This window comes from Lacrimispora brassicae, assembly GCF_054772055.1.
In genome coordinates, this window is sequence record NZ_BRYH01000030.1 from 101,745 (window position 1) to 116,222 (window position 14,478).

Below are 14,478 nucleotides of genomic sequence, written 5' to 3' on the forward strand. Positions count from 1 at the left end.
AAAGATCAAATACAAGTTCATATTCGAAATTATCAATTAAACCACTGCTATCACTTGTACTCTCACATGCCTTTTCCAAACGTAATCTCCATAAGCTCCTGCGCAATTTCCTTACTAATAACTCTCATTAAATTGTCATCACTTTTTTCTCCAGACAATAAATTCATGCTCCCATACCATACAATCTCCTGATCAATAATCGCATAGTGTTCATGCATAACCGGCACCTGTTTTACATTTATTCCAACCTCTAAAAGCTGCTTTATCAATTGAACTGTTTTCTCCACTCTATTTTCCGGATAGCTTTCCGCCCTCAGCGTTACAACCGTTACAGATACCCCTGACTCTTGTCTGCCTCGTATCAACTCAATGATTCGCTTCACTTTCTTCTCATTAATACCTGGACTGGAAATAATAATATCTTTATTTGCCTCAAGAAGATCTCTTTCATAGATTGTTCCATAGGATTCATTGTCATATATCGCATTTGCATTCTGCTTTCTATCCGTCAGAGTCAGACAAATTTCATAACCAATTTTCTTGTATGCTCGAAGTCTCTTATGATACATTCTCTCCAATACCCGGATATGCGAATCTACATAATCATATATAATTACATCCTGCTTGCTTTTAAAATCTCTGTGTAACCTTCCTGCATATTGTTCCACATTTCCCTGCCATGCAATTGGTGTCGTTAACATCATGGTATCAAGCCTTGGATAATTGAACCCTTCACCAATATATTGTCCAATTGCTACAAGTACAATTGTTTCGTTTTCCGGTACTTCCTTCATTTGTTTTCTTATTAAATCTCGCTCTTTGACACTTTTTCCGCCCTGCAATAAGAAAATGTGATCTGCACTTCCGTTTAATTTTTCGTATAAATAAGCCGCATGCTCTTTAAATTTGGTCAACACCAACGGTGATCTTCCGTTCACAAGGCAATCCTTTACATCGGAAATAATTTGACTATTTCTGATATCACTCTCTCTGACCATCTGGTATGCTTCATTTATATTAAGGGTTTCTCCATCAGCATGTACCAGCCTTGTAAAGCGAGGATAAACAAAATGTTCTATTCCCTGTTTTTTTGCCCTGTCCTTAGCTGTATAACGATATCGTATAGGACCAAACTGCATGAATACTTTTTGTTCCTGGCCATCATCACGTTTTGGCGTTGCGGTAAGCCCATACACATATTTTGAATTTACCTCATTTAGAACTTCCTCTGCTGTTTGAGAAGCTCCATGATGGCATTCGTCCATGATAACTAATCCATAATCTTTTACCAGTTGGTTAATTTCTCCCTTTTTACCCAAGGATGAAATCATTACAACATCTATAATTCCAGTAACCGAATTATGTCCTGCATACATACGCCCGATTACACTTTTTCTCTTCTTTATCATGCCAGTAATAGTTTTATACTCCGGTAGTTCTTCATCAATATGTAGAAATTTCTCAAAATCCTCCACCCAATTCTTCATAATTTCCGTATTGTGCACCAATACTAAAGTATTTACCTTGCGTGCAGCTACTAAGTAGGCACCAACTGCCGTTTTACCAAATGCAGTAGCAGCTCCTAATATCCCGGTATCGTATTCCAGCATTTTATCTGCCGCATTCTGCTGTTCTAAATACAGTTCACCACCAAACGAAACCGCTATACTTCTACCGACTTGCCTGCAATCGTCTTTTTTAAATGGTATACCTGCATCTGTAAGCCTTTCGACAAGTTTTTCTTCACAACCACGAGGTATACAAATATAGTTGTCTATATCCTGACTACAGGATATAATTCTTGCAGTTCCTTGTGTTGAAAAACCCATTGCCTGATTTTTATAAAACTCAGGATTACTAAAAGCCGCTAATCTTCTGATTTGATTCTGCAATCGAGGCCTTAGATTCTCTATATTAATATAAATCCGGTTCGCTATCGTAACGTTTAAAATACCATCAACATCAGAAGACTCAAATCTTTGTTTTTTCTTTTCCCATGGATTTGACTCTTCATTTTCACCTTTTTCAGTACTTCCACTCATATCTTCTGCGAGAACTCCAAGTAATCCATCTGCTGTCCACTCAGTTATCTTTTTCTCTATAAATGATTTTGGTAACTTACTGGTCTCTTTTAGAATTTTCCATTGATTTGGATAAGCATTCCACCTCTCATCAATAAAAGCACTATTACCCTTCTTCAGAGCTTGTCCTTGTAGTGGCAGAGCAATCAGGTTCCCCAATCCGCCTTCTGGCATATCGTCCTGTGCCGGCAACATCCTATCATAGGATTTAAAACTTTTTTGATTTACAGATTCCGCACCCTTTGTAAGTAATGCTGTGCCAAATTTTCTAGCTAGAGATGCCGGAATAGGTTCTTCAAAAAACAACCAGATATGTGCACCCTTTCCTGACCTTGAACGTTCCACCAACGCCTGGATGTCATTATTTTTGCAAATAACTACCATTGCATTGACTTCATCAATCCATTCATTGTCAGTATTGGAAAAATCTTCTCCATTCGTCTTTTCATCATGATTGTCAAAATCAAATACAAGAAAATTACAGGTTTCATCTGGAAACATTGGATATAAGCCGATTACGTCAGAACAGTCTTCTCTTTCACCTTTTAGATGATTCATGATATTTTCACCATTAAGAGGCTTATAGTTCTGATTTTTACACTCTCCACACCTTATTTTGTTACCGTTCTTCTTAGGACATATCCCATCTTTCCAAAAGTTCCAGCACTGTGTATAATACCCGGTCTTTCCTGATTTAGAATTTGGCTTACCTCCACGCTTGCTATAGACATCCATTCTTCCTTTGAACATAGAATAAAAATATTTAGCATGATTCTGAGTTATCACTTCTGAAAGGATGAGCGCTCCTTGGTTTTCTTCTGTGAAATCAATATTCATTAAAATTTCTTTCGGTTGATTTGTTTCATATGGAATCCTTGATTCGTCCAAAATGCTCTGGAGGTATTCCACTCTGGATTTTAATCTGCATACTTTTTGCTGTAATTCATGTATTAACTTGTCTTTATCATCCATGGGTATACCTCCTTTTCAATTTAACTTCTCAATTTCGATGAAATATCATATTACATCCTTACTCTATTTCGTCATCGTTTATTTGTCGCCGGCTTAATACCCGCTCAACTTGAAAGTTAAACCCGATACAAATTAATCCCTTATCTCCCAGTGCCCGCTATACCCTCTTCCAACATATTTTACATTGGTCATTTTTTTCATCTGTCTCTCAATAGTTTTTTCACTCACTGATGCTTCTTTTGCAATTTGTTTTTTTGTCACTTTATTATTTTTATTTATCAACTTCATAATCAATTCCTGCAAAACAGCCTCCTCTTGACCGACACCTTGACCGACACTTTGACCGACACTTTGACCGACACTTTCTTTTTCTGGTCCTACTTTTGCTGTTGCAATATTTTTTAGAGGTATCGTTATTTTGAAAATATCGCCTTCATCAAAAGATGGTGTACCACCAGAATAAAGCTTTGTATATTTATTTGTATTTCTCATTCCAGAACCTAATTCATCTGCAAGTCCAATTTCACGGAACACTTTAGAAATTGGCGGATTTTTAGGAAATGGTTCAAATCTATCCAGTCTCAATTCTCCAATCCCATGTGCAAGATTGCTATTTTCTGTGTAAATTTTATCCTTTTCAATAATAAGTTTGGCAGGAAATCCACTGGAATAGTCTCTATGAGCCAGGATGTTAGAAACAACCTCACGTAATATTCTATCTCTTGCACTAACACTTTGAATTCCTTCAAGCACAAACACATCATTCAAATGTTTTTTTCCAAACTCCATAAGCCTATCATAACTACTTATAAGGTTTGTAATAATTACATCACGGTCATCGTAACGGTCAACATTTTCAACCCGATAAATTGCATCTGTCTTATACTGAGGCATTGCTGACATAATCGAAGAATCCTTACCAAATAACAGAATTGCTGCTAACGTTATTCCCTCTTTGTATGTTTCCATATCTGTCAGAATCAATCCTGAACTGCGTAATATTTCTTCCTCATTCATTGTTGCCCAAGGATGATTATCCACACGCCCTGTTGCCATTTTTCGGGCACGTTTTATTAAATCAGAATTAAGAAATTCCATACCTAATCCGGGAAATACCTTGTTGACATAATAGCTGCCTTGTTTTCTAGCGTACATCTTATATACTAATTCTTCATTCTTTGTTATATCTATATCGCCTTCATATGTTCTATCCCATATAATACCATTGTGCCTTCGAACCTGACCTCCCTCAGGAACTCTAATATAAATAATCTTTATTTCCGGTTCTATCTCATAAACTTCAGGCGTCAAATAGAGTGGTGGATAAACCTTATTGGCATTATTAATTGCCGTTGTAAAATCTCTAAGGATTTTATCTATAGATTCTTGCTCTACACCAAGAATCTCTCTATCATCTTTTACCCCAAGGAAAATATGTCCTCCATTACGATTATTAAATGAACATACAGTGTCGTAAACATCCTTAGTTATGTCTTTTCTTGAACACTTAAATTCAACATCTATTTTTTCGCCAGATTCTATTAATTTTCTTAATTCTTGTATAATCAAAAGATCACCTCCCGCTATTTTAGTTTTAATCTGATATCAAACAAAAAAATCAAACTGTACCCCATAAGGAATACTACCTAATCATGCATAAAGTAATACTCCCCTTTTATAAATTTTTTATGAGATGACAGCCTTCAGAATAAAGTTTTTCTGTTCATCTATCGCAATTTCTCCGGTCTTTCTGCCAAACTTCAAACCTCTCTCTACTGCTACAACCAGCGCTGCGCCGCTTCTGGCATAGCCCATTGTCCGAATCGTCTCCTTTACAAGAGAATCTTTGTCCAAAGAGCCTTTTTCACACAAGGTAACGCATATAGCATTTTTTAGTTCCTGTTGACAAATTTCATCTGGTGACCTTTTATCATCAGAATTTACATCACTCCGATAAACTCTATAAGAATCAGGGTCCTGATCTTTTCTCCAATAAACCTTCATACCAGCCTGCTTATTACTTTTAAGTTCTGCCTTTTTCAAGGCCTTATCCGTCGCCTCAAGCGTTTGGGCACTGGAGCGCCCGATATCAAAGGAACGCAACACCTTCTTTACCAGCCGGTCATGAGCGATCGGAGCCTCCATATCAATAATTTTTTGAAGTCTTGCAGTAATCATTGCCATAGAATCCTTCAATATATAGTCGGTGGTCGATATAGGTGTAACTTCAATATCAGCCAGTATATAGTCTTCCACTTTATATTCCTGATTTTCCGAACCAATTACTATGATCTCACTTTTATGATCTCCTGATTTTGCCGCTACTTTTAATTCTGCTGCCTCTGCCATCAGAACCTTAGGAACAAATCGATTCTCAATGTCTATAACCATCTTCTGTATCTGTTCTGCAGTTTCCTCTATTTTTTCAGTCTCTTCCCGATTAATCAATGAAACCTCTTGGACTTCAGATTCAACTTTACTCTCATCAGCAGATTTCATTGAGTCTTCCCGTACAGTTGATAAATTTCCTTTCTCTGCAGAAGTAGAAGTAACATCCGAAATATTCTGGGTATCATTCAGTATTTCATCAATGCTGTCTACTGAATGAGCTTTTGAATCCTGATCCTCCTTATGCATCTCTTGATATTTTGAGTATGCAATCTCTTTTTCCTGTTCTAAAAGCTGTAATAGCCTGAATATTTCCTTTTCCCGATTATCCCACCAATCCATTGTCCAGATGCGATGAAGCTTCCACCCCAAACCTTCAAGTACACTGATTTGGGCAATCTCCCGGTCTTTTGTATTTGAAGACCGCCTGTATGATTCTCCATCCAGCATGATTCCAAGCAAATACGCTTCCTCATTATATGGATTAATCACAGCAATATCGACTTTAAACTTGGAATGTCCTACCGCTTTCTGATATTGATATCCCGCATCTGTAATCTGCTGGCAGATATGTTCCATAATCCCCTGATCTTTCTGAACCCTGGTATCAACATATTCTCCAATCAGTCTTCCTTTCTCGGAAAACTCCAGAAAGTTCTTAAAAGATTCAACTCCCTTTGACTTTGTACGCTTCAAATTGATCATGTCGGCTGTCATAGTAGTAAATACTACCATTTCCATTCTCGCCCGGGAAACAGCCACATTTAACCGCTTCCAGCCACCATCTTTGTTTAAAGGTCCAAAATTAAGCGAAAGCTTCCCCTCTGCATCCGGGCCAAAAGCAACAGAGAATAAAATGACATCTCTCTCATCACCTTGAACATTTTCCAAATTCTTTACAAACATGGTTTCTTCTCCCACATTCGCCCAATTATCAAAAGCTGGATCCTTCTGATATTCCTCCTGCAGCAAATCCTGAATTAATGTCTGCTGGCTGATGTTAAAAGTAACTACGCCAACGGTCTGTGATTTCAATTCAGGATCACTATATCTGCGCTTAATCTCCTCTACAATCGCTTTTGCCTCTCCTTCATTTACACGGCCTTTTCCACGATCAAAAAATCCATCTACTTTTATAAGACTTACGCGTCTCTCCCGGTCATTTACAGACGGGAACGTAAGCATAGAATTTTCATAAAATTCCTGATTGCTAAAAGCAATCAGACTCTCATGTCTGCTTCGGTAATGCCAGTGCAGATGTGCCTGCGGCATACCAAGAGCCAGACAGTCATTTAAAATACTATCCAAATCTTCTATATCAAGATTGTCTTCATCCACAGTATTTCCTGAGAAAAAGCTTGTAGGCGGCATCTGATTCGGATCTCCAACAATGACTGCATTCTTTCCTCGGGCAAGTACCCCTACCGCCTTACATGTAGGGAGCTGAGATGCCTCATCAAAAATTACAATATCAAACAGATTATTCTCAGCTGCAATGTATTGAGCAACTGAAATCGGGCTCATAAGCATACATGGACAGAGTTTAGTCAGAACATGAGGAATCTGTTCAAATAACGTTCTGATAGACAGTCCCCTCCCATTACTGCTGATGGCCCTGCGTAGTATATTTAATTCTTTGCTTATCTGTACAGACTCATATCCTGTCGGTAGCTGATGAGTCAGCTTATAGAACATCTCTTCTTTGGTCAGTTCCATAAATTCCTGATCCAGCTTCTTAAACTGCGAAATCCGTTCATTAAATCCTGTACCTGTAAATCCGTTTAAAACAGGCTCATTTTCAATGACAGACAAAATAATGGCTCTGTATATCGACTTGAGGTAAGCATTCATTACCTGGTCATGAGGCATGCCAGCTTCATAAGCATCGCAAACAGGTGCAAGTCCCCTTTCTCTGCATTCTTTGGCAAACTGTCTAAATACAATCCAGTCCTTAATCAATGAAGAATTTTCCAGAATACAATGACAAAGAGTCAGTCGGTTTTCCATCCAATTTTCATCATCAGCCTCAAATACCAGATTCAATAATTCAATTGCTGCTGTTTCCTTCTGCTTTACAGTATCTAAATCAGTAATGATATCTTTTGCCAACTGAATACATGCATCCAAAGATCCCTCTGATTCCAGCTTTCTTATCTGTCTTGAAAACTGCTGCATAATCTGAAGCTGAATTTTCACCATCTGCTGATATTGCTGCAATGCCTCCAGGGTTGAATATTCCCGAATCAATGTCTTCCATTCATATTGCAGTTGAGATTCCAGGGTTTCCACCTCATCCGCTTCTTGTTCATAAAAAGTAATATCTGTCAAATAAACCGGTATTTTATCTGTCTCAACTTTAAAAGACGCATAAGCCTGCAGTTCTATAGTCAATGCATCGAGTGCCCTTCCTTTTCCGAAAATCTTCTTATTAGCTTTATCATATGCTTCCCTGAAAACAGTCATATCCATACGAAGGAAGTTTTCGTTCCACTGTTGCATGAACACTACTTTCTTGGCGGCAAAGGCATCTCGCTTCTCCATGTAAGCTTTAGGAATAGAAAATACTCTATCAATAGAGTCTGCATTTCTCAGAAACCCAGGGATTTCTTCTGCAGCAATGACACTGCGGGCATAATTGCAGACATTTTTCCACTCACGTTCTGCAACAGGCTCTTCTATTTCCAGCCAGCGAACAAAAGAGAGTACTTCATTCTGGATCTTCTCCAAAGAAGTTTTGTATGCAGCAACAATATCCTCCAGATCAAACTTCAGACTTTGACTGTATTCTTCCTGATGAACTGTGGCCAGTGGATGATTATATGGGTGGCCAATTACTTTACCAGCTGCAATTAATCTCTCCAGGCTGTGAATCTGATGATCCAGATTGCTTTCCGTCAGCGCACATGCATATGTATGATCAAACCTGATATAGTGATCAGGAACGGGCACCATCTCATAGATATCCATTAGCTGGCGCAAACTCTTTCCAAAGGGTCTCTGAATATGCAGCACTTTAACATACGCATCCAGATCAGCTTTCATCATACGGATATCCTGAATTTTCTTATCATAATCTGTCTGCATGCCCCATACACCGATTTCCAAACCACGTTTCAGTTGATCCAATACTGCCTTTTTTGTCGCCTTATTTGAATGAAGCTCCAGGCAGAAATTCTGAATGCCAAGTGCAGTAAGACGTTTTTGTACCACCTCAAGTGCAGCCATCTTTTCTGCCACAAAAAGAACAGTTTTACCCTTTGTGAGTGCATTGGCAAGCATTGCCGTGATGGTCTGGGATTTTCCTGTTCCCGGAGGTCCGTGAAGCACAAAGCTGACCCCTTCTGCCGCCATATTAATTGCTCTCAGCTGTGAAGAATCAACAGTCACCGGCAGATATGCTTCATCTGTATCTACACGGTCGGGGATTGTACAATCCCAATCCACTGATCCACTCATAAGACTGCGAACAATCTTATTGTTTTCCAGAAAATTCGTTCTGCTGTGGATGTCATTCCACATAACAAATTGTGAAAAAGAAAAGTTTCCAATAACTCCAGCCTCAACCACATCCCACATAGGCAAGTTCATAACGGCATGACGCACGATGGCAAAAATCTTAGGCATATTTAAGCCATGTTCATCCATAGGAAGCGGATTTAATCCGTAAATCTGAGTATCAAAGCTTTGCTTTAAGAATTCGAAAAGAGTAATGTTAATCTGCGCATCCTCATCGCGCATATGCATAGCATAACCCTTGCTTGCAGATTTTCGATTAATATCAATTGGTACAAGAACAATAGGAGCATACCTGGCAGCTGTATCTTTCTTTCCCTCAAACCAGCGCAGCAGCCCCAATGCAAGATAAAGTGTATTGGCTCCGTTTTCTTCCATTGATGTCTTTGCAGATCGATACATCCTGGTAAGACACACGCCAAGTTCTTTTTCTGTATATAAGGAATGAAGTCTTCGGTGTTTACTCTCTAATACAATAAAATCAGCAAATGGCCCCAATTCACCCAGTGCTTCAACAGGAACCCCAGCATCTCCGGAGACGGACATATCTGCAGGTCTTGGCAGCACCTGGAATTCCTCACCGTCTGCCAATGCGTCTTCCAGTATCCCTGCATCTGAAGAAAGCAGCGGAACAATCGCTTTCGTCATACGCAGATTAATAAGCATATTTCGCATGCTTATATCAAGAAGTTTACGCTCCCATTGTGTCTGCTTCGTAGCCTGTTTCTTTTCCCCTGAATATGACAGGTTAAAAGTTTCTCCAATTGCTTCCGGAGCACTGGTAATATCTTTTTCTTTTCTGTCTTCATGAAGAACTTCAAACCCTGCATCCGTTTTTACCCGAACCGGCAAAGGGCGAATACCCATGCTTCTGGCTCTTCGTACATCAATAGCAAAAGCAAAATTTCCATAGTCAGATACATGATGCTCTGCCAGATTAACTGCCTCATCAAAACTGCGGGTCTTTCCTGCACACATAGCCGTACACTCTACAACAATCAGCTCATGAATGCCCTTTGACATTCTCTTTTCCAATTGGGAAGGATCATCCATGACCATATCAGCGAATGATTCTTCAATCAGCCATACACCTGCAAATATATGGCCTTTCATCATAATCAAAACAGGATTCAGCCCCATAGCTTCCAGGCATGCCACATAAAGAAGTGACATGTCCATGCAGGTTCCCATATGCTGCTCTAACACTGCATCAGCTAATCTGATACGCTGTCCGAAAACTTCAAAGCTTGAAGGAGGTTCAGCATAAGTAATATTTTTCTGCTGAATGGCTGCATAAGCAGCTGCAGCCATTGTCTTTACGCGATTTGGGTCTTTAAACTGATATCCTGCGAGTGAGGGCTCACGAGTCCATGTATCCAGATATTTTGAAGCCAACTGTAACAGACTGATGACCACCGGATGATTTGGCATAGCAAAAGCAGCCAAAAGTTCAGGGGTATATTGTAATCCTGGCCACTGATCAAATGCAAGCACAGCAATATCTTTTATTTCCGAAACAAGGACCTCTTCTTCAAAGCATACCTTTACTTTTAATTTACTGATACTTCTTTCTGTCAGCGACGCAAGATAATCCGCATTGATTCCAATCTTCAATTTCTTAAAATGAAGTTCTTCATCCGGTTTAATTTTTTGAATTCCGAACTCAAATAATTCTACCAGTTCGTTATTCGAATCAATCCTTACAACCAGGTTATCAATATCATTCTCAGAAATATTCTTCACACAAATATCTCTGACAAGGTGAGCACCATTATGCTGAATTGCATAGGTCAATACATCATCTATTTCGCAAGAAAGCTCCACTCTGCTTTTCGCCCTCTGGATAATTTCCTTCTTTTTCTCTTCAGAAACCATCTCCACAGAATCTTGAATCTTTATTTCCTGCGAAGCCTTAAAATCCTGATTATTATCTACCGTTACATTTGCATTGGTTTCTCCTGAATGTATTTCTGTCCTAATTTCTTTCTCTGATGATATGGAACTTTCCCATGCAAGCATGACCGCTGCCATATGCTTACAATTACTTCCTGTCTTAGCGTATGGGCAATTGCAGTTCATCTTAGGGGCTCCATCCTCTGCTAAATCAATCTCAACATAGAAATTTTCAATCCCTGCTACATTTGCAGTAACATGTCCTTCGCTTATCTGCAGTTCACGGACAGAATTACTCTTGATATAGTCCTCTGCGCTATTTAATATATTTGCTTTAAACAATACTCTCCAATCCATGTAAATCCCCCCCCATCTTATAGCTCATCAATGAACTTATCATAAGCCGTCTTTAATTTCTCATTTGCATGTTCACTTTCTACCAATCCATCAATTGCACTTTCTATTATTTCACGGAATAACTTTTTATCGCAGATTTGTACTGGAAGCTTCCACATGTACAACTGATCAATCATCTCTGAATCATATATATCCTGAAACTTCTCTAAAGCTGCAACATTTCCGGGAGGAAGCATAACAGCTACATTGAAGTATTCTCTCATATCCCTTTTTGTATAAAATCTTTCCTGATACAAATGCAATAATGACTGAACTTCCACTCCACTCAAGTCTAAATAAAAAACTTTCAGAAGCATTTCCAGTGCATCAGATCTTTTCCCCTGTTCCATAAGAACGGAATAAAGGGAATAGTAAAGATTTCTCGACTCCAAAAGGCTCGCTTTTTTCAGATGATCATTAAAAATAACCCACATGGTTGAAAGATAATCCTGATCACCTTTTGCATAACGATCATATTCCTCCCATGATACGCCCCAATTTTTATGCCTATGTACCTGAACATAATCCTCATGTTTTTCTAAAAACGATAGCCCCTTCATAGATGGTTTATATAGTTTTTCCGGGCAATGTAATCCTAAAAAGTCAGCCCCAGCAAATTCAAGGATTCTATTTATCAGTAAGGCTTTCTTTCCGGATACCGGCTGATTTAATTTCTTCAGCATTTCCTTCAGCTCTGGAATCCTAAAAGAATTTAGTACTTCAACAGGTTCTGCCTCAATCATGTACCCGTCTTGAATCATATCCTGATGATATTTAATACAGTCTCTTATTCCACATTCATACAGAAAATATGCTGCATATCCATCTGCCTTACGAATAGGTGCAGGCTTAGAAAATGCCCACAGGAATACCGCTTTTGCGTAATCACCTTGTAATGGAGGGATTTCATGTTCATTATGCTCAACAGAAAAGCTGACACTTACTTTTATTTGAGGTATGTTATCTGCAGAACCTTTATTTTCTTTTTTCTCAAGCATAGTTCTGCCCACATTTCTATCCTTTTTAAACAATTTTGAAAAAAACTCCATAGTATATTTCCCCTAAATACAGCTTTAAAGCTTATATAATTTCTGTGCTTCTCCTTCAGATAAAAGGGTATCTCCTTTAACATATTTTTGTATTTTTTTCTACGATAACTTTACAGTCCTCTAAACTTATTCTGAATCATCATTAGCCCATACTTCTTATTTCAAAAAATAAGAATTTTCAAAGGAACCTTCTTGTTGCCTTTTCTCTGCCTGCAATAAAATAAAAGTATATAATATACCCATTATATTTTGATACTATCACAGGTTACCTTTTTTTTCAAGTTTAACCATATCCTTCTAAACAAGACGCACAGTAATTGCTTCCGGCTAAACAGCCATTAAAACTTTCTTACATCATAATAAAAAATAAAAGACGCAGCAAAATCAAGCTTTTTCATTTCCTGTCAGTTACATCGTATAACTCATTTACTTCTTTCTTCGCTCTTCCAGTAAATTATTAAGTCTTTTTAATTTCTTGCTGAATACCGTATATACTTAATTTTTTTACTCTATCTTTATATTTATTTTATCTCGTTGTTTAAGAAGTGAAATTAATTGTAAATGGGTTGGCGTTGCATTGGTGAACTAGAACAATCAAAAATTCTCGTAAAAAATAATCCATTTAATCAACAATATAAGATTGTGCATCTCCAAGCGCAGTGCTATGATAATTCCACCGGCACGCATATTCATCATGAATATAAAGTCAAAAGAAAAGCAGTTAAAAAGGGTTTGTGATTTATCAAAAATTAAAACCAGACCTGATGATGGACGAAAATATTTTATCTTCAAAAGAAAGCCAATAAGCAGCAGTACTTATGAGGGTTTAATCGATAAACTGTATGATCAGTTCTTCGGGGCTACCGCTGCTACAATGGAAACATATTTTAAAACCTGGATGGAATGGAGGGAAAAGGAGACAAGCGTAAGTAGAAAAACAATTAGAGAAAACTGCTTTATGTGGAATTCTTTACTGAAAAATCAGGATATCACCTTGATTCCCTTAAAGGAGCTAACAGCAAAAGATCTAATTATCTATTTCAGGAACATTACAAAAGGCCGCCAGATCACAAGAAAACGCTTTAATGACCTAAAAAGCATTATGAATGGAATTCTGTACCTTGCAGTGGAAAATGATATTATAGAACGAAATTGTCTTCGAGACATCAATTATAAACAGTTCAGCTATAAAGCAGAAAATACTAAAAGCACCCCATACACCGAGGAAGAACGTCTGCAAATTATAAATCACTTGGGAGATGATTTTTACTCACTAGCCATAAAACTGGATTTCTACTTAATCCTGCGCATAGGTGAATTAAAGGGATTAAGATGGGATGATATTTCCGGGGTTTTTTTACATATCCAACGTTTTGTAGATGACAAGAATGAAATCATTGAAGATATCAAAGGCCATGCAAGTGAAGGGAAGCGTTTCATGCCATTGACGCGGAAAGCCAAAGAAATCCTGGAACAAGTCCAGATTCTAAATCCAGATAGCGAATACATCTTTATCCGTAACGGCCACCCCCTGGCAACAGTAACCTTTAATCGCCGTTTAAAGAAATGCTGCGAAGAATTAAACATTGAATACCGCTCTTCCCACAAACTCCGCTTCTCCACCGCCTCCATCATGTACAAAAACGGAATGGAAGACACCGAGCTTCAAAAGCTCCTGGGCCACACAAGCCTCAACATGACCCACCACTACCTCCGCAACATCACTTCCCAGGAAGAAACAGCATCAAAAATAAGGGCAATCCTGGATTAATCACCCTCAAAAACACAAAAAATGCCCACGCAAACAAGCGCAAACACCAAATACACAAAGTAAAAACCCCAGAAACCCTTATTTTATCAGGTTTCTGAGGCTTTCATAAGAGAGGCGACAACCAGATTTGAACTGGTGATCAGGGTGTTGCAGACCCACGCCTTACCACTTGGCTATGTCGCCATAAATTATAAACTAAAACTTGCTAACTCCAGTGACCCCAACGAGATTCGAACTCGTGTTACCGCCGTGAAAGGGCGATGTCTTAACCGCTTGACCATGGGGCCGCACACTTACATTTCGTTCTCCTCATAGTCTTCTCTTGAGTATCACGAACTCCCCGAGTAGGACTTGAACCTACGACCCAACGGTTAACAGCCGTTTGCTCTACCAACTGAGCTATCGAGGATTACTG

5 protein-coding genes and 3 tRNA genes are annotated in these 14,478 nt (G+C 38.5%); 1 reads left to right on the forward strand and 7 read right to left on the reverse strand.

Annotation, left to right across the window (positions count from 1 at the left end; translation table 11 throughout):
• Nucleotides 1–62: 62 nt before the first annotated feature.
• The 4 genes from ACYVD3_RS15585 to ACYVD3_RS15600 form a co-directional block, all read right to left on the reverse strand.
• On the reverse strand, nt 63–3,053 hold the full coding sequence (locus ACYVD3_RS15585) for a TOTE conflict system archaeo-eukaryotic primase domain-containing protein (RefSeq protein ID WP_460643404.1): 2,991 nt from the start codon (nt 3,051–3,053) through the stop codon (nt 63–65).
• A 132-nt stretch (nt 3,054–3,185) separates the two neighbouring features.
• Nucleotides 3,186–4,622 (reverse strand): AlbA family DNA-binding domain-containing protein, encoded by a 1,437-nt coding sequence (locus tag ACYVD3_RS15590; RefSeq protein WP_460643405.1) that lies wholly within the window; start codon nt 4,620–4,622, stop codon nt 3,186–3,188.
• A gap of 117 nt (nt 4,623–4,739) precedes the next feature.
• Entirely contained in the window at nt 4,740–11,204 is a 6,465-nt protein-coding gene (locus ACYVD3_RS15595) for a DUF4011 domain-containing protein (protein ID WP_460643406.1), read from the reverse strand.
• 17 nt (nt 11,205–11,221) lie between these two features.
• Nucleotides 11,222–12,292 (reverse strand): SAP domain-containing protein, encoded by a 1,071-nt coding sequence (locus tag ACYVD3_RS15600; RefSeq protein ID WP_460643407.1) that lies wholly within the window; start codon nt 12,290–12,292, stop codon nt 11,222–11,224.
• A 694-nt stretch (nt 12,293–12,986) separates the two neighbouring features.
• On the opposite strand from ACYVD3_RS15600, the gene ACYVD3_RS15605 reads away from it, so the two are divergent.
• Nucleotides 12,987–14,063, forward strand: a complete 1,077-nt coding sequence (locus tag ACYVD3_RS15605) for a tyrosine-type recombinase/integrase (RefSeq protein WP_460643408.1) — start codon at nt 12,987–12,989, stop codon at nt 14,061–14,063.
• A 112-nt stretch (nt 14,064–14,175) separates the two neighbouring features.
• Here ACYVD3_RS15605 and ACYVD3_RS15610 read toward each other — a convergent pair.
• The 3 genes from ACYVD3_RS15610 to ACYVD3_RS15620 all read right to left on the reverse strand — a co-directional run bounded on the left by ACYVD3_RS15610 (nt 14,176) and on the right by ACYVD3_RS15620 (nt 14,472).
• Nucleotides 14,176–14,246: transfer RNA gene (locus tag ACYVD3_RS15610), tRNA-Cys, on the reverse strand.
• A gap of 32 nt (nt 14,247–14,278) precedes the next feature.
• Nucleotides 14,279–14,350: transfer RNA gene (locus tag ACYVD3_RS15615), tRNA-Glu, on the reverse strand.
• Nucleotides 14,351–14,399: 49 nt separating this feature from the next.
• Nucleotides 14,400–14,472 (reverse strand) — tRNA-Asn (locus ACYVD3_RS15620).
• Nucleotides 14,473–14,478 lie beyond the last annotated feature (6 nt).

Excerpts from the sequence above, each read along its gene's own strand:
- ACYVD3_RS15600 (WP_460643407.1), bottom strand. The coding sequence starts at position 12,292 with ATGGAGTTTTTTTCAAAATTGTTTAAAAAGGATAGAAATGTGGGCAGA.
- ACYVD3_RS15585 (WP_460643404.1), bottom strand. The coding sequence starts at position 3,053 with ATGGATGATAAAGACAAGTTAATACATGAATTACAGCAAAAAGTATGC.
- ACYVD3_RS15595 (WP_460643406.1), bottom strand. The coding sequence starts at position 11,204 with ATGGATTGGAGAGTATTGTTTAAAGCAAATATATTAAATAGCGCAGAG.
- ACYVD3_RS15605 (WP_460643408.1), top strand. The coding sequence starts at position 12,987 with ATGAATATAAAGTCAAAAGAAAAGCAGTTAAAAAGGGTTTGTGATTTA.